Annotated in this window: 20 protein-coding genes and 1 pseudogene; 6 read left to right on the top strand and 15 right to left on the bottom strand. The window is 63.1% G+C overall.

Annotated features, from left to right (window positions below; genetic code table 11):
* Window positions 1-99 precede the first annotated feature (99 nt).
* The 6 genes and pseudogenes from D8W71_RS12190 to D8W71_RS12165 form a co-directional block, all read right to left on the bottom strand.
* Window positions 100-884 (bottom strand): annotated as a pseudogene (locus tag D8W71_RS12190) (TauD/TfdA dioxygenase family protein).
* On the bottom strand, window positions 881-1,903 hold the full coding sequence (locus D8W71_RS12185; protein ID WP_236077856.1) for a D-alanine--D-alanine ligase family protein: 1,023 nt from the start codon (window positions 1,901-1,903) through the stop codon (window positions 881-883). Before D8W71_RS12185 ends, D8W71_RS12190 begins: the two are co-directional and overlap by 4 nt.
* Window positions 1,903-3,195 (bottom strand): ATP-grasp enzyme, encoded by a 1,293-nt coding sequence (locus D8W71_RS12180; RefSeq protein WP_121113819.1) that lies wholly within the window; start codon window positions 3,193-3,195, stop codon window positions 1,903-1,905. The genes D8W71_RS12185 and D8W71_RS12180 overlap by 1 nt, the downstream gene beginning before the upstream one ends.
* Entirely contained in the window at window positions 3,192-4,022 is an 831-nt protein-coding gene (locus tag D8W71_RS12175; RefSeq protein WP_236077855.1) for an O-methyltransferase, read from the bottom strand. Before D8W71_RS12175 ends, D8W71_RS12180 begins: the two co-directional genes overlap by 4 nt.
* On the bottom strand, window positions 4,015-5,229 hold the full coding sequence (locus D8W71_RS12170; RefSeq protein ID WP_121113815.1) for a sedoheptulose 7-phosphate cyclase: 1,215 nt from the start codon (window positions 5,227-5,229) through the stop codon (window positions 4,015-4,017). Before D8W71_RS12170 ends, D8W71_RS12175 begins: the two co-directional genes overlap by 8 nt.
* Window positions 5,226-5,894, bottom strand: coding sequence for an HAD family hydrolase (locus D8W71_RS12165; RefSeq protein WP_121113813.1), 669 nt, complete (start codon window positions 5,892-5,894; stop codon window positions 5,226-5,228). The genes D8W71_RS12170 and D8W71_RS12165 overlap by 4 nt, the downstream gene beginning before the upstream one ends.
* 346 nt (window positions 5,895-6,240) lie before the next feature.
* Between D8W71_RS12165 and D8W71_RS12160 the strand changes: the two genes are divergently transcribed.
* Both D8W71_RS12160 and D8W71_RS12155 read left to right on the top strand, forming a co-directional pair.
* Complete coding sequence (locus D8W71_RS12160; protein ID WP_121113811.1) at window positions 6,241-6,801, top strand: hypothetical protein; 561 nt, start codon at window positions 6,241-6,243, stop codon at window positions 6,799-6,801.
* 1 nt (window position 6,802) lies between these two features.
* Window positions 6,803-7,456: a CDP-alcohol phosphatidyltransferase family protein gene (locus tag D8W71_RS12155; RefSeq protein ID WP_121113809.1), complete on the top strand. Its 654-nt coding sequence runs from the start codon at window positions 6,803-6,805 to the stop codon at window positions 7,454-7,456.
* Here D8W71_RS12155 and D8W71_RS12150 read toward each other — a convergent pair.
* Window positions 7,407-8,258 (bottom strand): YhjD/YihY/BrkB family envelope integrity protein, encoded by an 852-nt coding sequence (locus D8W71_RS12150; RefSeq protein ID WP_161965459.1) that lies wholly within the window; start codon window positions 8,256-8,258, stop codon window positions 7,407-7,409. The genes D8W71_RS12155 and D8W71_RS12150 overlap by 50 nt on opposite strands.
* Before the next feature lie 264 nt (window positions 8,259-8,522).
* On the opposite strand from D8W71_RS12150, the gene D8W71_RS12145 reads away from it, so the two are divergent.
* Complete coding sequence (locus D8W71_RS12145) at window positions 8,523-9,623, top strand: GGDEF domain-containing protein (RefSeq protein WP_236077854.1); 1,101 nt, start codon at window positions 8,523-8,525, stop codon at window positions 9,621-9,623.
* 7 nt (window positions 9,624-9,630) lie between these two features.
* Here D8W71_RS12145 and D8W71_RS12140 read toward each other — a convergent pair whose 3' ends face one another.
* Window positions 9,631-10,260, bottom strand: coding sequence for a hypothetical protein (locus D8W71_RS12140; RefSeq protein WP_236077853.1), 630 nt, complete (start codon window positions 10,258-10,260; stop codon window positions 9,631-9,633).
* Window positions 10,261-10,702: 442 nt separating this feature from the next.
* On the opposite strand from D8W71_RS12140, the gene D8W71_RS12135 reads away from it, so the two are divergent.
* On the top strand, window positions 10,703-11,713 hold the full coding sequence (locus tag D8W71_RS12135) for an Rv1355c family protein (RefSeq protein ID WP_121119038.1): 1,011 nt from the start codon (window positions 10,703-10,705) through the stop codon (window positions 11,711-11,713).
* A gap of 35 nt (window positions 11,714-11,748) precedes the next feature.
* Here D8W71_RS12135 and thiD read toward each other — a convergent pair whose 3' ends face one another.
* A complete protein-coding gene (gene thiD / locus D8W71_RS12130; RefSeq protein ID WP_121113802.1) occupies window positions 11,749-12,540 on the bottom strand; it encodes a bifunctional hydroxymethylpyrimidine kinase/phosphomethylpyrimidine kinase in 792 nt (263 codons plus the stop codon).
* A 62-nt stretch (window positions 12,541-12,602) separates the two neighbouring features.
* Window positions 12,603-13,481, bottom strand: a complete 879-nt coding sequence (dapA, locus tag D8W71_RS12125) for a 4-hydroxy-tetrahydrodipicolinate synthase (protein ID WP_121113800.1) — start codon at window positions 13,479-13,481, stop codon at window positions 12,603-12,605.
* A 288-nt stretch (window positions 13,482-13,769) separates the two neighbouring features.
* Here dapA and D8W71_RS12115 point away from each other — a divergent pair, with 288 nt between their 5' ends.
* Complete coding sequence (locus tag D8W71_RS12115; protein WP_236077852.1) at window positions 13,770-14,393, top strand: GAF and ANTAR domain-containing protein; 624 nt, start codon at window positions 13,770-13,772, stop codon at window positions 14,391-14,393.
* Between the two features lie 183 nt (window positions 14,394-14,576).
* Here D8W71_RS12115 and D8W71_RS27970 read toward each other — a convergent pair whose 3' ends face one another.
* The 4 genes from D8W71_RS27970 to D8W71_RS12095 all read right to left on the bottom strand — a co-directional run bounded on the left by D8W71_RS27970 (window position 14,577) and on the right by D8W71_RS12095 (window position 18,041).
* Window positions 14,577-14,912 (bottom strand): hypothetical protein, encoded by a 336-nt coding sequence (locus D8W71_RS27970; RefSeq protein ID WP_236077851.1) that lies wholly within the window; start codon window positions 14,910-14,912, stop codon window positions 14,577-14,579.
* A 228-nt stretch (window positions 14,913-15,140) separates the two neighbouring features.
* Window positions 15,141-16,055: a glycoside hydrolase family 43 protein gene (locus tag D8W71_RS12105; protein WP_121113794.1), complete on the bottom strand. Its 915-nt coding sequence runs from the start codon at window positions 16,053-16,055 to the stop codon at window positions 15,141-15,143.
* Window positions 16,056-16,195: 140 nt separating this feature from the next.
* Window positions 16,196-17,509 carry a PP2C family protein-serine/threonine phosphatase gene (locus D8W71_RS12100; RefSeq protein ID WP_121113792.1) on the bottom strand — a complete coding sequence of 438 codons (1,314 nt, stop codon included), beginning with the start codon at window positions 17,507-17,509 and terminating at the stop codon, window positions 16,196-16,198.
* A gap of 94 nt (window positions 17,510-17,603) precedes the next feature.
* Window positions 17,604-18,041 (bottom strand): ATP-binding protein, encoded by a 438-nt coding sequence (locus D8W71_RS12095; protein ID WP_121113790.1) that lies wholly within the window; start codon window positions 18,039-18,041, stop codon window positions 17,604-17,606.
* A 143-nt stretch (window positions 18,042-18,184) separates the two neighbouring features.
* On the opposite strand from D8W71_RS12095, the gene D8W71_RS12090 reads away from it, so the two are divergent.
* Complete coding sequence (locus D8W71_RS12090; RefSeq protein ID WP_121119036.1) at window positions 18,185-18,544, top strand: STAS domain-containing protein; 360 nt, start codon at window positions 18,185-18,187, stop codon at window positions 18,542-18,544.
* Between the two features lie 17 nt (window positions 18,545-18,561).
* On the opposite strand, the gene D8W71_RS12085 is transcribed toward D8W71_RS12090, so the two are convergent.
* On the bottom strand, window positions 18,562-18,942 hold the full coding sequence (locus tag D8W71_RS12085; RefSeq protein ID WP_121113788.1) for an STAS domain-containing protein: 381 nt from the start codon (window positions 18,940-18,942) through the stop codon (window positions 18,562-18,564).
* Window positions 18,943-18,968 lie beyond the last annotated feature (26 nt).

Raw genomic sequence — 18,968 nt, 5'->3', positions numbered from 1 at the left:
GCACCGATGTTTGCTACCCGAGAGGCTGCCGGGTAAAACACGACCACCGATCAGATCGGCCCAGGCATTCGCGGAGGGACACCAGTCAACGGCGGCAGGTTACGGACGGCCGGTCATGGACGACTCGGGCTGATTTGCCACCATTCCGCGGTGCATGACTCTGGCTCCTTCGACGCCGCTGTGATCCGCTTTGTGCATGACACATCGGTTGTCCCACATCACCACATCGCCCGGCGCCCAGGGATGACGGTAGAGATTGTCCTCGCGCGTGGAATGATCGACGAGATAGCGAACGAACTCCCCTGCGTCGTCTTGCGCCATTCCACTCACCGCGACGCAACGGGCAGGTGCCGACAGGTACAGGGCCTTCCGCCCCGAGATAGGATGCTGCCTGACGAGCGGATGGACTGCCGAGCCGTCGATCCCGTCCAATCCCGTGACCCTGTGGGTGACGGTCCGCTTTTCGATGAATGCCCGGTCCTCGCGCGGGAGGGTGTCGTAGGCGCGGTATTGGTCACTGAACACGGTCGTACCTCCGCGGGACGGAACCTCAACAGCGCGGAGTGCGGTGTACGCGGGCGGGTTCGACACGTAGGTCGTGTCGACGTGGAAGGTGGATTTCGGCGGGTCTTCCGGCCGAGATTGCTGATCACGTTGAGATCCGGGTATCCGTCGACGGGCGTCTCGCCTTCGGTGAACACCAGATCGCCGAACGACATCAGGAACGCCAGGAAGGCATCGTTGTCCACCACTTGGTTCGGCAGCACGATCACCCCGCGCTCGGCGAGCACGCGCTCGATGGTCGTCACCGACGCCGAATCGAGTGCTCCGACAGCGACTTCGGTGACAAGTGCACCCAGCGGTGCCAGTGTCTCGACCCTCATCGGCCGTTCACCTCTCGTTCTATCTCCGCCAATGCGATCGCGAACAATTCACGGACTTCGATGCCTGCGGCGGCGGCCATGACCGCGACGACACTGCTCGGCGAGTACGAGCAGTACAGACCCGCTTCGAGAAACCAGGGATTACCCTCGGGATCGATCCGAAAGTCGAACAATCCGTAATGCCTGCAGCCCAAGGCGTCATAACACGTCCGGGCAGCCGCCCACACTGCGCCGACGATCGGATCGTCGGCGTCGACGATCCACGCCTTGGAGTCGTCCTTCGCGACGAGGAACAGATCTCCTGAGTCGGATCGGTCGAGCTTGTCCGTGCTGCGCCTGATCTCCGTGTCCACGGCGTACTCCTCCAGCGGCAGACACATCAGCTCACCGTCACGATCGACGACCCCGCACCGCACCTCACGTCCCAACGGAATGTACTGCTCCACCAGTGCTGATGCCGAATACTGCAAGGCAAGATCGACCGCATCGCCGAGCTCCTGCGAGTCCCGGACGAGCGATACTCCCATCGAGTTGTCGGCGTCCACAGGCTTGACGACAACCGGAAGAGCAACAAGCGAACCGGTCGACGACCGAACGACCTCGCCGCGCGGAACCGCCACTCCGGCTGCTGCCACCACCGCGCGGGCGCGATGCTTGTCCGCTGTCAAAGCCATCGTTTCGGGTGTGTTTCCGACGTACGGAACGCCGATCAGGTCGAACGCAGCACGGAAGGTCGTCATGCCAGGTCTGCAGAACATCTGGGGTACGACGACATCGATCTCGTTACGTATCACCCACGCCAGCGCCTCGGGTGTCGCCAACGGCTCGGCGGCCTCGATACCCTCGAGGTCGAGGCCCGACGGGAACCGCCACGTGCCGTCCGGAGCGACGACCGCGACATACACGCAATAGTCGGGGTTTCCTACCATCGCATCGAGAAATCCCTGCGCGTACACCCGTGACAACTCGGCATGGAAATCGTCGACAGCGGATCCGACCAGCGTCAACAGATTGATCATCAGTCCCCTCCCGATTCGACGAGTTTGCCTATGTTGAAGTCGATTCGAGACCAACTGCCTCCGCCTACGAGGTTCTTGACCAGCAACGACGGGATGTGAAGGTGATGCACCAGGAAGTACGGGAGCGGATCCCACCCTGCGAAGATTGCGTCCGTACCGCGGAAGATCGTCCGAATACGTTGCGCACGTTCAGGTTCACGAAGCAGACGCCACAGCTCGTGGTAGATCCAGTACGTCGGTTTCGACTCCGCTGTCGGCACGACAACCTCCGATGTCCCCTCGAGGTACGCAGCCGACAATCGTCGGTTGTCGTAGAACATCGTGATCGCGGAGTGCGTTCGAGGGTTGCACTCGATCGCATATGCACGACCGTCCTCGGCCTCGATGAAATCGAACGCAAGCTGCCCCGTGGCACCGACGGATTTCACGAAATGTTCTACCCACGATCGTATCTCGGGTTTGTCGACCATCTCGTAGTTGACCTGGAACGCGGATGATTCGCAGCATGCGTACACCTGGAGGCTGCCGTCGCGGGCTGTTCCGTGCGTGCAGTACTCCTGGCCGGATACGAACTCCTGAAGTATCCACGGGTCTGAATCCGAGATGCCCAGGCTACGAGCGAACTCCACATTGCGCTCGGGCGTCGACGCCGACAGCCGCGTCAGATCCATGCGTCCCACCGGGTTGTAGGCGATTCGTTTGAGGATGTACTCGCTGCCCGGTCGAAAATCGAACGAGCTGACCTGTTCGGCGTCGGTGATGCGCTCCCAGTGTGGGACCCGCAAGCCGAACGACTCGGCCGCGCCTGAGAACGTGGATTTGTCGTCGAGCATCCGCACGGTGGCCGAATCACCGTGCACGACTTCGCACAGGTCGTCGAGCAGCGCGCGCGCATCCGCGTCATGAATACTTGCGGCCGGGCTGGCGACGGGGACGAACACGTCGACACCTTCGGTTTCCACCACTGCGCGTAGCGCTCGGGCATACCCGGGGTCGGTGACGTCGGGGATGGCGTAGAACTTGTCGACCGCCCGTGAGAAGCGGTGGCCGGTGAAGCGGTACTTGGACGACTCGACTAGCACGACGCGATGTCCGTCGAGGTGGAATGCCCGCGCGAGGGCAAGGGCTTTGGTCATCTTGCCCCCGCTCACGAGGACGGTGCGCCCCGATGCCGGGACCCGACGAGGGCGCCGAACCACGAGCGCTGCTCCCACGATCGCGAGGTCGATGGGCACGGTGAGCGCGAGTCCCCCGAGGGCTGCCATCGACTTCAGCATCGACGAGCCCGTCATGGGTTCACCCGACGAATGAGCGTCACCCCGTCACGCACTGGCAGAAGTACCTGTTCGACCCGCGGATCGGCGGCGACGAATCGATTGAATTTTTCGATGGCGTCGCCGTTCGGCGTCCTGCCCGCTTCGCTGGCATAGGGCGCACCCTGCATAAGCGTGTTGTCCACTGCGATCACGGCGTCCGGCGCAAGCAACCCGCTGTCCAAGAGACGGCGGTAGTAATCCAAGTACCCGGTCTTGTCCGCATCGATGAACACGAGATCGAACACCGATCCAGCTTCGGCCAGCCGTTCGAGAGTGCCGGCAGCCGGCCCGACCTGGACTGTGATCTTGTGACCTGCGGGCGAAGCTGCGAAGCATTCACGCGCGAAGTCCGCAACGAACGCATCCACCTCGCAGGCGACCACCGTCCCGTGCGGTGGCACCGCCTCAGCCATCGCCAGAGCCGAGTAGCCGGTGAACATTCCGATTTCCAGAACGCGTTCGGCGCGGGTCATGTGCACGAGAAACTTGAGCACCTGGCCCTCGACGTGCCCGGACAGCATCTCTTGTTCCAACGGACCCGACCCCGCTACGAGCCCTCGGGCCTCCCAGTTGATTTCGCGGGTCCTCCGGGACAGTTCGGACAGCGCGAGAGATTCGTCGGTGGTGCATCGATCGAGGTACGGATCGAGGCCTGCGGCGAGGTCACTCGCTCGCCTCAGCCTCGACCGGAACTCCTCGTCCACCCGACCCTCGTCATGTGCACGCACCAACTGAGCGAGCTCGGACGCCAGGATCGTTGTCGGTGTCACCGACCGCGGCGTCCGAGCCCGCACGTCAGGCATCGACGCCGCCGGTGAACATCTCCACTCCTGCTCCGCCACGCTCGAAGTCGACACATACCTTTTTGTGCAACGTCAAGATGTCGGCCAGTTCGTCGACAGTGATGTCGTTGAGGAAGCGGCACGCGCCGATGGGATCGGGAACCGCTGCACGCAGGATTCCGTCTCGTGTTCTGAGGATGGACGTCGTCGCCTCTGCGAGCAACTCCGGAGTGAGGTACTCGCTGTCGAGGGCTAGTCCCAGTCGATTCATCGTACCGAGTACTCGGTCGCGATCCTGGGTAGTGATCAGGCCACGTTCCTCGGCCAAGGTCGTCGACAGAGCCATGTCGATGTTGATCGCGTGACCGTGGAAAAACGGTGCGGGCGGGGTGAGTTCGAGTGTCGGACTCCATGTGTGGCCGAACGCGATGACGCGGTCGAGCTGGATTTCGTGAAGGTTGGGCGCTTCGAGTTCGAGCATCGTCTCGATGGCCTTGTAGGTGAGCTTGTCCGCGATGGCGCGGACTTCGGCGGATCCGCCTCGATGCCCGAATCGTGTGCTGAGAAGTTCGACGCCGTGCTCGTCGAGCATATCGAAGATCTCGGCGTTTCCGACAACCGAGATCTTGATGAGCTCAGCCATCCCGTTGCGGATCTGATCCTCGGGAAGCGTTCCGAGGAAAGAGAAGTCGAGCAGCACCTTTTGCGACGCGTGATACGCGCCGAGGCGGTTCTTGTGCTTTCCGTAGTTGACCGCGACCTTGATGGAGACACTGGCGTCGATCAGCCCGATCAGGGTGGTCGGGATACGGATGTAGGGGGTATTGCGTCGATAGCTCGCGCACGCGAAACCCGCCACGTCGGTGGTCAATCCACCGCCCACCACCAAGACCGGCTCGGTTCGTACCAGACCGAACTCGTCGAACCGGCCGACGATCTGCTCGAATGTCTCCAGCGACTTCGCGGTCTCCGCAATCTTCACGGGGACGACTGTGAGATCGATCGAGTGGTGATCGAAATAGGCGTGGATACGATCGCGGTACAGGCCGTACACCGTCTCGTCCACGACCATCAGAGCCCTGCCGTACGGCGTGTAGCTGTCGGCAAGTTCGGTGTTGGCAGGGTCGAACACCCCGTCGACGTAGACGAGGTCGTACTCGATCCGCTCGTACCCCTCGACGTGGAATGCGCGCTCTGTGGCGGTGACCGTGGCTTCCATCTCACTCATCGTCGGCCCTCCGCCCAGTTGCGGAGCTGGTCGGGATCCAGACGGTCGACCGTTCCAACTGCCGCAGAAAAGTCTCCACCGGTGGTGTTGGAGTTCGGAAATGCGACGCACGCGATGGATGCAGCCGCAGCGGATTCGAGTCCGCCGACGTTGTCCTCGATGGCGATGCAGTGCTCCGCGCTCTCCCCGAGTCCGTCGACGGCGAAGCGGTACGCCTCCGGGTCGGGCTTGACTCCGCTGACCTGCGTCTTGTCGACCACTATGTCGAAGGCATCTGCGCTGAGTTTTTCGAACGAGTCCAGGAGGGCCGAGACGTTCTCGGGTGACGTGGTGGTCACCAGTCCCAGCTTGAGTCCGTGCTCGCGTGCACTCGCCACGGTTTCGAGTACCCCGGGCCTCGGCTCGATCCCCTCGGTGGACAGTAGTTTTCGAAAGATCTCGGACTTGGTGGAATGTACTGCGGCAGAGTCGACTTCCTGACCCTGCGATGCGGCGAAGGTGGCGATTCGGTCAGCCCCGCCGTTGCTGCCCAGCATCGAGGCGTAGTCCTCGCGGGACCAGTTCCAGCTCAGATCGTGCTGTGCGAAGGCGTCGTTGAACGAACGCCGCTGAAGCTCGGACGTGTCGGCAAGGGTGCTGATGGATCCGAAAAGAATTGCGGTCATATGAGTTTCCTCCGCGGTGGTTGGAGCGGTACGAGAGGTTCGACCGTGAGTAGCGCTGGTGCAGTTACCACTCACGTTCGAGGAGTTTCAAGGTGCTTCCGGTATCGAGTGTGTCGACGCGGGGTGTCAGCTGGCCCGTCGCAAAGATCACGAACGGATCACGGAATATAACAGGACAGTAACGGCACTCGAACCCGCCACGGGGATGTGTGAACTCGCGAACGTCGGGTATTGACGCAGAGGCGACAACTCGGTGCAGCCACAGCCGTTTCGTTTGCGCCATCCACTTGCGAAACGATCACGGGTCGCCGATTCGTGGTCATCGCAGGTATTCGAAAGGCTTTCGATGCCAACAAAGAACACAGTGATTCGCGCACTTCACGACGTCGGCGCTGCGGCGTGGTTCGGCGGTTCGCTCATGGGCGCGATCGGGGTCAACGGGGCCGCCTCAGCGGTTCACGACCCACGCGACCGCGCACGCGTGGCCGCCGCCGGGTGGGCAAAATGGTCACCGGCGAACGCAGTCGCGATCGGTGCGCACGTCATAGGTGGGGCCGGAATCCTCATCGCCAATCGCGAGCGAGCCAAGCACCAGCAGGGGGTCACGGCCAACACGACGGTCAAGGTTGTCGTGACCGGCGCAGCATTGGCCGCCACCGCATACAGCGGCATTCTCGGCGCGAAGACCGCCCAGGCATCCGGCCACCCCGTCGACTCGGCAACCGAGCCTGCTTCGGGTACACCACCGGAGGCGGCGTCGGCGCAGAAGCAGCTGCAGTACCTGCAGTGGGCGCTTCCAGTTCTCACCGGAGTGATCGTCGTTCTGGGAGCACAGCAGGGTGAGCAGCAGCGACCGGCGCAGATTCTGTCCGGCGTCGCGAGCAAGATCGTCGCCCGCGCGAGCTGACATGCTCGACCGGCAGGGATATTTCGCCAACTGGTCTGCGCTGCACAGCAATATCGACCCAGGCTCCGTCAGGTTCGTCGCACCGTGGCTCCGAGTCATGTATGCGGCGAGCCGCCCGCTGGTCGCTCGTGGCGTTTCACCGCACAGCGTGACGGCGGCTGGAGTCGTCATGGCCGCAGCCGCCGTCGCAGCGTCGGCTGCCGGTGCACACTGGCCCCTGCTCGCTGCAGGCGTCATCGCGCTGTCGGCGCTTCTCGACGGTGTCGACGGCGCGGTTGCGGTGGTGGGCCGATCCGAATCGCGCTGGGGCTACGTGCTCGACACCGTCGCCGACCGATGCAGCGAGTTGCTGTTTCTCGGCTGCGCATTCGTGCTCGGCGCGCCGGTACCTCTGCTCATCGCGATCGGAGCGTCGACGCTCCTACAAGAATCTGCCAGAGCTCGGGCCGTGGCCGCTGGACTCGACGACGTAGGTGTGCTGACCGTATGGGAGCGCCCGTCACGAGTGGTGACGGCGTTGGTTCTCACCATCGGCTGTGGTTTGGTGCCGAGTTCGAGTGCTTTCGTCGCCCTCATGTCGAGCATCGTCGGGGTGACGCTTGCGCTCATCGGTTTCGTGCAACTGATGGCCGTTCTTCGCCGTCGCTTGAGCTGACGCGGTCGAATTGGTACAGCACCACCCACCCCACCAGGACGAGTACGTGCAGAAGGAACATCCACAGCGCGATGGCAATCCCACCGCCGATGGCGTCCAGACCCCCGAAGGGCGCGCCGATGTCGACCGGTATCGCAAGGAAGAGCACAAAGCCCCACACGAATCCCGACACAATCGATGACGCGACCAGCGAACCGAGAATCAGGTGCAGCAACCGGATTCTGTGCGGCGCAACGATCCCGTAGACCCATCCGAGCGGAACCGCCAGGACCAACCACAAGCACTGGAATCCGAGCCAGACCCTCAGCGTCAGTTGGCCGGCGCCTCCCCCAGTGGTGAACCGTTCCAATCCCTCTGCCGCCAGGAGCAGTATCGACAGAAGTATCGGCGCGAGCAAGCCGAACGGGAGCACCAAGATGCGCCCCCGCCAGCCGAGAAACGATTCCTCCACCGGAGTGAACTGGGTCAGTGCGCGCCGCAGACCTTCTCCGTAGAACGTCGCGGGGAAAAGCGAGACGATGATTCCCAGGGGACCCAGATCGACTCCCGCCTGAACGAGTGCAGCCAAGGCGGTGCGAGCACCGAGCGTGTCGGGCAGCAGCATCGCCATGTCACCGAAACGGTCGACGACCCATTCCCGCGTCCACAGCGCACTCGACGCCCTGATCGTGAGTAGGAGCAAAGGAACAATCGCGATCGCGGCGTAGAACGTCAGCCCACCGGCGATCAGTGCTGTGTCTTTTCCCGCCAGGTCGTTCTTCGCTTCTCTGGCCGCGACAACCAGACGTGCCGCAAGTGACATGTTGACCGCATGTCCGAAATTTGGTCCGCGGAAACGTCCAAGCAAAATGTGCACCGACGTTTGTGATGCTTCAGTCCGCTGATACGGACCATTGGGTCGGTTCCAGGGTTGGTTGGGATCATCGAAATCGGGGGTGGTCGAGGCTATGCTGGCGTGGACCGACCGTCCGCACCGATACGAGGCAGCCGACATATGAGCGTGATACCGCGCCGAACGAGTACGGAGCCCCGTCGCTCTGCGTCACGGTTCGATACGCGGACGGCGATGGTCATCGCGAGCGCCTCTGGGGCGCTCCCGCTGCTCTTCATCGCAATGGTCTCACCCACGTTCTTGAAACCGGGAGCATTCCCGCTGCTTTCGGCAATCATCGCGTTCACTGCAATCACAGTGTTGTTCGCTGCAAAGATCGGTCGATTGACCGATGTTCAGTTCGCCATCCTCGGCACCGGCGGCATGATCGGCGTCGCGGTGTCCGCGTATCTGATCGCCGACCCCACCGGGACCCGGGCTGTTACATCGATGCTGGCCGTCGTGCCCGCGATCGCTGCCTCGGGGTCGCCCGGACGGGTGACGGCCGCGGTGACGTCGGGCTCGGTGCTTCTTGCGACGTGGTTGTCAGTCATTACCCTGTCCGAATCCGGGCTCGCCGTCACGTTCGTCGCAGTGGGTGCTGCAGCGACGACTGTCTTGGTTCCCGTCGTTCTGATCGCAGCGCTACGGCGTTCGTTGCTCGCGGTCAACGACCGCCTCAGCGTGCTCGCCAACACCGATCCGCTCACACGACTGCTCAACCGTCGCGGAATGCTGTCCCAGGTCGAGGCGCTTTTGGACAAGGCCTGCACCAGCCGAGGTCGGGTGTGGGCGTACGTCGTCGACATCGACCACTTCAAGGCCGTCAACGACAGCTTCGGTCATGCTGCGGGCGATCAGGTGTTGGTCACCATCGCCGAGGCCCTGCGACACGCAACCGACAGGACCGGTTCGCAGGAAGCGATCGTGTCCAGGATCGGCGGCGAGGAATTTCTCATTCTCACGGAACTACAACCGCGGGCCCCTCTCGAAGCAGCCATCCTCGAACGAGTACGGGCAGAATGCGACGTCACCGTCAGCGTCGGCTCGGTAACGGTCGACGTACGTGCCTCTCTCGATCCCCGCCTGAGCTTTGAAGCCGAGCACGAGAGTCCGCACGTTGAGCACGTCATCGACACGATCATGCATGCGGCCGACAACGCGCTCTACGATGCGAAATCCAGCGGCCGTGACAGATCAGCCCACGCCGGCGCTGTCCTGGTGACATGGAAAGCCCGCACCGCCGAGGAACGCAGCGAGATCGCCGCAGATCTTGCGCGCCGGGCGATGCCGTGACCCTTCCTCACGCAACCGCAGAGGAGAAGTCGTGGCCGCACAATGCAGTGGCGTCGGTAACCATTGCTTCCCACACCGATGGTTGGGCTTCGCGGCCGAAGGTCTCGCGGTCCCACCACATCAGCCGGGTCCGATACTGATCGCTCGGGTATGCCGCGGCGGGCACCGTCACATCGATACGTCCACCCGACGACTCCCACTGGCGCAGAACGTGATCGGCGGCGCTGGCGAACAGGTAACGACTTCCCGTCAGTTCGATCGTAGGAAGCGCTGTTCTGGCAAGCATCGCCGACACCTGACGGCCAGGACCTCCGCTTCCGACCCACGCGCTCTTCATCTCGACGATGCCCTGCGGCAAGCGCGAACGTAGTTGACCGGCAACCACATCGAGCCCAGGCGAGTGTTCCCATTCGGTGAGGACGTGCGACTGCTCGATCACGGTGTACGGGCCTTGCGCGCGAACTCCACCCAGCATTTCGCCCTCACGACCCAGTACGACGTAGAACAGTGTCGTGGTCGCGCCGGATGCGACCTCGTCGATGTCGAGCGCGCGAGTCACGCCGTGCCGTGAGTACGATGCCCACGCGCCGTCGACATAGCGATCCCACAGATTCGGCGCTGCGGAAGGAGTGGCCACGACCAGCTCCATTGTCCCGTCGGCCGACACGCTGGAACGCGGTCCGAACGACGAATTCAGGAGACCGAGACGCGGAGACAGCCGCGTCCTGAGGGGGTTCGTGTCTCGACCTCTGTGGTGAACGGTCGACGGAAAAGCGGCTCTCGCAGTGTGCACAACCACGTCTACTCCTCGGTTACAGTCCGACTCCGAGCGGGCCGGACGATACGACTGCCGGACGACAGTTCCTTCATTGTTCCTGCTGGGTCGGCTATTTTCCCCTCTGAACTGGTCAGATGTGGTCGGTAAACCGTCCAAAGTGATGAGATGGCACACACGGGTGCCGCTGACTGTCCAGGATCTGCACCCGAAGTTTGTGGAAGCTCACGAGAATTTTCGCGTCCGATACCGTATCGGCAGCGGGCGAATCAACGCCGCACATGGAATACGAACGAGGGTGGACGTGGCAGAGCATCACGTACTGGATCTGGGTGTAGCGGCGGACCGCGCACGGTACGACGAGCTGATCGGTCGGGGTGGAACTCATGTCGTGGATACGACTCCGAATCAGCGGGGGTCCCTCGGCGAACTTCTGCCGACACCCTCGAAGGACATTCTCGACGAAGACCTCCGCTGGGTGCACTATCCCTGGCGCCGTTCCCTCGTTCGCGTACTGGGCCCACGGGCGTTCCGCCTGCTGAGGCTGGATCGAAACCGGAACAAGATCACTGCGGTCGAGCAGGACGCGATGACCGAGCTTCGAGTCGGTGTCGTCGGGCTCAGTGTCGGCCATGCCGTCGCACACACCCTCGCTATCGAAGGGCTGTGCGGCGAACTGCGCCTCGCAGACTTCGACGACCTCGATTTGTCCAACCTCAACCGCGTTCCGGCGTCACTCTTCGACCTCGATGTCAACAAGACCGTCGTCGCCGCACGCCGAATCGCCGAACTGGACCCCTACTTGTCAGTGACGACCTTCCCGGAGGGACTTGTCGCGAGTACGTTCGACGCGTTTCTGGACGGACTGGACATCGTCATCGACGAATGCGATTCGCTCGATACGAAATTGGTTCTCCGCGAGCATGCGCGACGCCGTCGAATCCCGGTCGTCATGGAAACCAGCGACGGCGGAATCCTCGATGTAGAGCGGTTCGACCTGGAGCCGGATCGTCCACTGCTGCACGGGTTGCTCGGTGATCTCGACGCCTCAGCCCTGGCCGACATCACACCGGAACAGAAGGCCCCGCTCGCGGCCCGGATCCTCGATCCGTCGAAACTGACGCCACGAATGTTGGCATCGATACCGGAAATCGGTCGGACGCTGTCCACGTGGCCACAGCTCGGGGGCGACGTTGCTCTGGGAGGTGCGTCCGTCGCAGCTGTCGTACGCGCGTTCGGCATCGGCTCGCCCCCGCCCTCGGGACGAGTCCGGATCAACCTCGACACCCACATCGCGGGCATAGTCGATCTATAGAACGCCCGAAGGTATGGCTCGAGCTGCGGTCAGGGTCAGTTCTGCCAGCCGACTGCGGTGAACGGTGCGGCAGTGGTGATCCGACCGACGATTCCTGCGTGCGCGAAATCTTTGGCCGCGCCGACGGCGTCGAGAACGGATGACCCTGCGGCGAGCTCGGCTGTGATGGCGGCGGCGAATACACATCCTGCACCGGAAACGCGTTCGTTTCCGATCTTCGGCGCGCGGAGAATCGTCACGTCCTTGCCGTCGAAGAACACATCGATCGCCTCGTCGCCGGGCAGTCCGGTACCGCCTTTCACCGCGACATAGCGCGGACCCAGATCGGCGATGCGCCGCGCTGCCTCGGCGAGATCGTCGATGGTCTCGAGCGTCTCCATACCGGAAAGCGTCTGTGCTTCGAACAAGTTCGGGGTGATGACTGTAGCCAACGGCAGGATCTCGCTGCGCAACGCATTGTCGGTATCGAGCGCTGCCCCCGGTTCCTGGCCTTTGCAGATCAAGACGGGATCGACCACTACATGTCGCCACGGCTGCTTCTTCAGTGCATTCGCGACGGTTTCCACGGTGTCCGGAGTTCCCAGCATGCCGATCTTGACAACGTCCAGATCATGGGCCGCGGTTGCGGCCTCGATCTGATCGGCGATGACGGGACCGGCGATCGGTACGAAACGGTGACCCCAATCGGACTTCGGATCGAACGACACGATGCACGTGATCGTTCCGACGCCGTAGACACCGAGCCTCTCGAAGGTCTTGAGGTCGGCTTGTAGGCCGGCTCCCCCGGTGGCTTCCGAGCCTGCGATGACGTACGCGATCTTGGACATGCGTCGATTATGGCCGAGGGTGCCCGGTCGATTCGAATCGGACGCCCGAGATGGGCGCGGGCTCAGTCCAGAAGACCTGCGGTCCGAAGAGCTGCGCGCACGTCTTCGTGGTGCCACTCGTCGAGTTCGACGAGCGGGAGCCGGATTCCGCCCTTCATCAATCCCATTTCGGCGAGTGCCCATTTGACCGGGATCGGGTTGGGCTCTGCGAACAGTGCGCTGTGCAACCCGGCCAGGGTCGCGTCGATCTCGGATGCCAGTTCCGCGTTGCCTGCCAATGCTGCCGCACACATACGAGCCATGGCCTCGGGCGCGACGTTGGCTGTGACGGAGATGTTTCCGTGGAAGCCTGCCAGCATGCTCGCGCGGGCCGTGCCGTCGTCGCCGGAGTACAGCGCGAAATCTTCGAGCTCGAGTGCGACGAGGTCCCGCACTCGGTCGAGGTCGCCTGCGGCTTCTTTGAGCCCGACGATGTTCGGCACCTGCGCCAGTCGTGCGACCGTCGACGGCAACATGTCGCAGCCCGTTCGAGACGGAACGTTGTAGAGATACTGCGGGATGTCCACGGCCTCGGCGATCGCCACGAAGTGTCGGTACAGCCCCTCTTGCGGTGGCTTGACGTAGTACGGGGTCACGAGCAGAGCACCGTCCGCGCCCGCAGCCCGTGCAGACGTGGTCAGATGAATCGCCTCGGTGGTCGAGTTGGCCCCGGTGCCTGCGATGACGGGCACACGACCCGCTACGACGTCGATCGTGCGTCGGATGACCTCGGTGTGTTCGGTCACCGACAGCGTGGACGCCTCGCCGCTTGTCCCGACGGACACGATGGCCGACGTACCAGCGGTGACCTGGCGTTCCACGAGCACTTCGAGTGCGCCGTGGTCGACTTCCCCCGTTTCGGACATCGGGGTGACAATTGCAACGACGCTGCCGGTGATCACGCTGTGACGCCTTCCGTCATGTGTTGGAGATTTCGATCCGAATCGTAGACGACACCGACGACCCGGGCGTTCGCCGCACGTGGTCGTATAAAATTGCGAAGCCGGCCTTACCTGCCGGTACGGGCGTCCAGCAGAAGGCGCACGACCGGGGATCCAGAGCAGGGGAACTGCGGGATTCACTACGAGAGGGAACTGCGGATGCCGCGTACGCCGAATGAAGGCCGCCAGTCGGAGACGGCTGTATCACTCGCCGAATTCGCTCGTACTCTTCGTGATTCGAGGCGTTCGATGCCGCAGACGCTCGACGAGATCCTCCGTAGTGCACGGGTTATGATCGCGGGCACCACCACTGCGTGCATCACCACCCTGAACAAGGGTGAGCGAACCGTCCTCGCAACCACGGACCCGTTGGCCGAAGAGTTGTGTCTACTCCAATACGAACTCGACGAGGGACCGGTCATCACCGAGGTTCGACATCTCGACGTCGTGGTGTCCGAGGATCTCGAGAACGAGAACCGTTGGCCGCGGTTCGCAGTCGCCGCCCGTGGCAACGGCATTGCATCACTCGCTGCCTTTCAGCTCTACAGCAACGCCGACGATCTGGGGGTCCTGCAGCTCTACAGCGCGGAGACCGGAGCCTTCGATGCCGACGCAGTCACCGTCGGTGAGGCGTTCGCGGCCCACGCAGCTATTGCGATGCTCGCTGCGCGAGACGACGAGCAGTTCCGAGCGGGCCTGGCCAACCGAGACATCATCGGTCAGGCGAAGGGAATGATCATGGAGCGATTCGACATCGATGCCGTGCAGGCCTTCGAGTTGTTGTCCAAGCTGTCTCAGCAACAGAACAGGCGACTGCACCTCGTGGCCCGCGAACTCGTCGAAACAGATCACCCGACCCCTGCGGACATCTGATCCCCGAACGGTTGTTTTCGCACAATGGGTTTCGAGTGCACGCTCACGAGGAATGGCTATGTCGGCGTCGTGCAGTCTGCGACGCCCGCGGACGGTGGCGTGGTTGAGCAAACAGCTATGCGGCCGTCCGTCGTCAATTGCCGAAGCACGCCGGACAGAAAAATCTCGGGGCGTGCCGACCCGTCAGACCGCAGAGGAGTTCGTCTCGTTCCGCGTGCGGACGAACACCGTCCTCCTGACTGCGGGCACCTGAACGGTGCCGTCGATTCGGAGTGAAACCTCGTAGCGTCCACCCGCCAGAGCGAACGTCGACATGGTCACGCTGCTCTCCCCCGCCGGCACGACCACACTGTGGCTCAGCGAGAAGACGCCGTTGTGCAACACCTCGCACACCTGACCGGGGACCAGGTTCTCCGCACGCACCCTGATCACGTTCGCACCCGTGGCTGTCCGTACCACCGATACTGCCGCAACCGATACAGCCGGACCCGACGCGGCTGCGGCCTCCGGGGTGCGCACAACACTCAGGTGACTCCGATTGCCTCGCACTGTCGATGAACCTCCGTCTTGACTGCCTTCCGCACTCGGCCCAGCACCTTTTCGGTGCGCGGTGCGCTCAGGTAGGTATTCGGAGCACGGCGGTGGACGTATGGGTGACGGTCCGGCGGGACATCGGGACTCTTGTCTTCGAGCGAGCACGGGGCAGTCGTCGACGGCTCGTGGAACCGACCGACGACCGAGTCGGTGTCAGGCCGGCTCGCGCAGCACCCCGACGTGGCGGACCGACCCCGAAAGGCCGGGGAGTTCTTTGGGCGCCGACCACGTGTTGAGCCCGTCCGAACTGTCGGAGTAGAAGTACTTGCCCTCGATGTAGGCGTCGTAATAGATTCGCCAATCACCGTTCGGCAACTCGGCCAATGCAGGGCCCTCGCGCAACGTGCCCCAATCACCCGGCGGGACGAACGTGTACGGACCGGTGAGCGACGGCGCAATCGCATGTTCGATGAACTTGTGTGTCTCGTTCTTGGTGAACGCGTGATAGGTCGAGTTCACCTTGACGATGGTTGTGTCGATTCGGTCCGCCCCGAGCCCTGCGAGCGGGACCGGCATGCTCCACGTGCTCAGCGACGAATCCTGCGCTGTCAGAAGGTACGGAACGAATCCGCCTCCGGTCGACAGCGAGACGATGATGTTGACGCGGTCACCGTCGACGAACCATTCGGGCGCCCACGCCTTGGTCGTGAACGGCGACAGCGACGGGATGTCCGGGAAGCCGGCCGATCCCGAGAGCAGCCCCTTACCATCGCCCGTTCCAGGCAACAGGAAGCAGCACAAGGGCACTGGCAGGGACTTCATCGGCGTCCAGTTGATGCGGTCTTCGCTTCGCGCGAAGCCGATGTCCGTCCCACCCGTCGTGTAGGTGATGTAGTACGCCCCATCGGTGTGCTTGAACACGCTCGGGTCGCGCATCAGTCCCGTCGCCGGTCGGTAGGCCGAGAGTCCAATCGCGTCGAACTGTGTGCCGTCGGTCGATTGGTAGACGTCCAAGTCTCGGTCGCTGACATTGCTGAAGGCCACCATCGTGTACTGCGCCGCTGACGGCGCGGCTGCACTGATTCCCTGCGAGGCGAACAGCAGGCCCGTAATTGCCAGGACCACCATCGGTACGACGGACAGTCGGGATTGCTCTTTCGACATCACCGCTGCAGTATTCACTACCCCACTGCACCATGCGTAACTTTGGCACCCGAACGATATGAATCGTTACCGCGCCCAATCGATCGAGCACCCTGTTGTAGCGCTCAATTTCCGAGAGCGAGTAGCGCAACGTCGTCCTGGAGCCCCGCACCGAATCCCGCGAGAAGTCCCACCAGGTCGTCGATGATTCGCGCGGGCGTCGTCGGAGCAGCCGCCGCGGCGAACGCCTCGAGCGCCCCGGAGTCGTCGTAGCGGGCACGGCCCGGACCGACGTGCGCTTCGGTCAGTCCGTCGGTGTAGAGCAGCACCACGTCCCCGGGGGCAAGAGTGATCTCCGCCGCCCGGAAATGAGGGGTGCGCAGAGCTCCAACGAGCTGTCCGCCGATGGTGTCGACGTAGTCCGCGGTGCCATCGGCTCGAATGTGCAGCGCCGGTGGATGTCCGCCGCTGGCCAGGTGAATTGCCACACCAGTCTCTCCAGGGGTGATCGTTCCGTAGACGACCGTGCAGAACCGGGGGTCGTCACCGCGAAATTCGTGATGCAGCACAGTGTTGAGATTGTCGAGGACTGTCACCGGGTCGCGGTCGAACACAGCCGCTGCGCGCAGCGTGTACCGCGTCAACGATGTCACCGCCGCAGCGCCGGCACCTTTGCCGCTGACATCACCGAGGAAGAAGCCCCAGGTCTTGTCATCGAGAGGAAACACGTCGTAGAAGTCTCCGCCGACTTCCTCGGTCGAGGAATGGTGGTAGTAGCCGATTGCCTCCATGCCCGCCGGAGCGGAGAGAACCGGAGGCAGCAGGGTGCGCTGGAGCGTCGTGGCCAGAATCTGAATCTGGGTGCGTTCGGATTCGGCAGTCTTGCGAGCGTCCTCCGACTCCCCGAGAGCGGACTGAGATCGGGTCAGCGCGTTTTCGACATCGGTTTGAGCAGCTACGGCGTCGTCGCGGGCATCGATCAAGTTCCGTTCGCGAATGCGGTGAGCGGCAGCGCTGTGCAGACTGAGCCGAACCACCGCCCCGGACGGCTCGACGCTACGGTTCGCCATGATCTGCACCGCGACCGAAGCATCGAGACCGGTGACCAAGTCCGCCGATGCTCCGACAGCCATACCGGCTTCGGCGTCGGCCTCGACGCTGGAATCCAACAGGGCGGCAATCGTGGACGAACTGGACGGAGCGAACAAAGCACCGACCGAGCTACCGACGACGTCGTCGACCGTCGACTGGACGACCCTGCACAGAGTCGCATTCGCATAACGGATGATGCCGGTCGATGCATCTACGGCCAAGTATCCGGTCGGCGCGGTATCGAGGAGCCGAAGAGCCTGACGTGGATCGAGTGCGCCGGATGCCTCGAAGTCGCTAGCTGTCTTGGAGTCGGCGGACACAGAGGGGAGATCGTCGCTCGACGTCATGGTTTTCCGCCTCCGATCGTCCACGTCGTTGTCTTGAACTCAGAACCCCGTACCTGCAAGTTCTACCAAATTCCGTTCTACCCGATCGTCGACCTTATGCGCGCGGGGGTGTTCGGTCAGTCTCGACGGGCGATGCGTCCCATCCGAGGGTGACGGTTGTCCCGACCCCGTCGTGTTCCACGTCGAATCTGTCGGTTACCTTCGACGCCAGGTCCAGACCGCGTCCGCGGTATGCGCTCGCCGTCGGGGGGTGCCACTCTCCGGCGTCCGAAACCGTGACGGTGACCATCGACGCGTCGTGCACCGCAGTGATGGTCAGCGGCCCCACACCTGACACCCCCGTGTACGCGTGTTCGACGCTGTTGGCCATCGCCTCGTACGCAGCCAGAGCGACATCGTTCGTAATTGCCGTCAGACCACGTTGTTCGAGCCATGCATACAACCGACGACGCAGCATCCCGGCTGCCTCGGCTGTGGCGGTGCCGCTGTACGTCCACCGCGATCCATCGTTCACGGCGTGGTCGCTGATCATGTCGGACCACTCGACGTTCGTTGGACGATCATGTCTGTGGGCTACCCACTCTCGTCGTTTTACACCGGCGTCGGGGCTTCGTGGACGTTTCCGAGAAGCGTGCGGGCTCCGCCGAGTCCGCGTGTGCGGGTACCGTCGCGGAAATGGTGGACCATCCCGCGGACGATTCGTTCGAAGTCGGCGTATCCGAGCACGATGGCGTGGTGGTCGTCTCGGTGCGGGGAGCGCTCGATGTGGTCACGTCGGTACACCTGACCGACGCAGCCTCGCCCGCCGCCGAAAACGCGAACAACGGATTGATCATCGACCTGACGGAGGTGGACATGCTGTCCTCCAGCGGACTCACAGCCCTTCTGCGTACGGTCGACCTTCTACCGACAGGCGCTTCGGCCGCGTTGATCGCACCACACCCCGGAGTGCAGCGTCCGATAACTTTGAGCGGCCTGGACCGTGTCATCACCACAGTGACCGACCTGGATGACGCCGTCGAAGCGGTGCGCTGACCGCCTGCCGAACTCCCTCAGTCGGTGCCTGGCCCAGATCCCTGCGCGGACTCGACTGCCGACGTGCGCGTGCTGTGCACGCTCAATACGTCGGTGAGACCGGCCAATTCGAAGGGACGACGAGTTGCCGGCTTGTTTGCAACGACGAGGATGGACGTTTCTTCGCCAACGCGATCATGCGCCGAGACAAGGACGGTCATCGCGCTCGTGCCGAGAAACCCCACTTCGGTGAAGTCGACGACCAGGGCTGTCGGTGACGCCGTCAGTGCGGACTCGATTGCAGACCGAAACGACTCCGTGGTGGTCATGTCGATATCTCCGATCACCGTCACCACCGATGTCGAACCGAAGGCTTCGACCTCGATCTCGAAGCGCGGACCACTAGAGCTGTCAGGCACGTTTCTTCCTCCAAGCCGCGTCAATG

The organism is Rhodococcus sp. P1Y, assembly GCF_003641205.1.
Taxonomy (GTDB): Bacteria; Actinomycetota; Actinomycetes; order Mycobacteriales; family Mycobacteriaceae; genus Rhodococcoides.
Note: the sequence above shows the minus strand (reverse complement) of the source record. Positions and strands in the feature narration are given on the sequence as shown.

What these genes read in the sequence shown, in the direction of transcription:
- D8W71_RS12185 (WP_236077856.1), bottom strand. Translation starts at nt 1,903, where the DNA reads ATGATCAATCTGTTGACGCTGGTCGGATCCGCTGTCGACGATTTCCAT.
- D8W71_RS12180 (WP_121113819.1), bottom strand. Translation starts at nt 3,195, where the DNA reads ATGACGGGCTCGTCGATGCTGAAGTCGATGGCAGCCCTCGGGGGACTC.
- D8W71_RS12175 (WP_236077855.1), bottom strand. Translation starts at nt 4,022, where the DNA reads ATGCCTGACGTGCGGGCTCGGACGCCGCGGTCGGTGACACCGACAACG.
- D8W71_RS12170 (WP_121113815.1), bottom strand. Translation starts at nt 5,229, where the DNA reads ATGAGTGAGATGGAAGCCACGGTCACCGCCACAGAGCGCGCATTCCAC.
- D8W71_RS12165 (WP_121113813.1), bottom strand. Translation starts at nt 5,894, where the DNA reads ATGACCGCAATTCTTTTCGGATCCATCAGCACCCTTGCCGACACGTCC.
- D8W71_RS12160 (WP_121113811.1), top strand. Translation starts at nt 6,241, where the DNA reads ATGCCAACAAAGAACACAGTGATTCGCGCACTTCACGACGTCGGCGCT.
- D8W71_RS12155 (WP_121113809.1), top strand. Translation starts at nt 6,803, where the DNA reads ATGCTCGACCGGCAGGGATATTTCGCCAACTGGTCTGCGCTGCACAGC.
- D8W71_RS12150 (WP_161965459.1), bottom strand. Translation starts at nt 8,258, where the DNA reads ATGTCACTTGCGGCACGTCTGGTTGTCGCGGCCAGAGAAGCGAAGAAC.
- D8W71_RS12145 (WP_236077854.1), top strand. Translation starts at nt 8,523, where the DNA reads ATGGTCATCGCGAGCGCCTCTGGGGCGCTCCCGCTGCTCTTCATCGCA.
- thiD (WP_121113802.1), bottom strand. Translation starts at nt 12,540, where the DNA reads ATGTCCAAGATCGCGTACGTCATCGCAGGCTCGGAAGCCACCGGGGGA.
- D8W71_RS12115 (WP_236077852.1), top strand. Translation starts at nt 13,770, where the DNA reads ATGCCGCAGACGCTCGACGAGATCCTCCGTAGTGCACGGGTTATGATC.
- D8W71_RS12105 (WP_121113794.1), bottom strand. Translation starts at nt 16,055, where the DNA reads ATGGTGGTCCTGGCAATTACGGGCCTGCTGTTCGCCTCGCAGGGAATC.
- D8W71_RS12100 (WP_121113792.1), bottom strand. Translation starts at nt 17,509, where the DNA reads ATGACGTCGAGCGACGATCTCCCCTCTGTGTCCGCCGACTCCAAGACA.
- D8W71_RS12095 (WP_121113790.1), bottom strand. Translation starts at nt 18,041, where the DNA reads ATGATCAGCGACCACGCCGTGAACGATGGATCGCGGTGGACGTACAGC.
- D8W71_RS12090 (WP_121119036.1), top strand. Translation starts at nt 18,185, where the DNA reads ATGGTGGACCATCCCGCGGACGATTCGTTCGAAGTCGGCGTATCCGAG.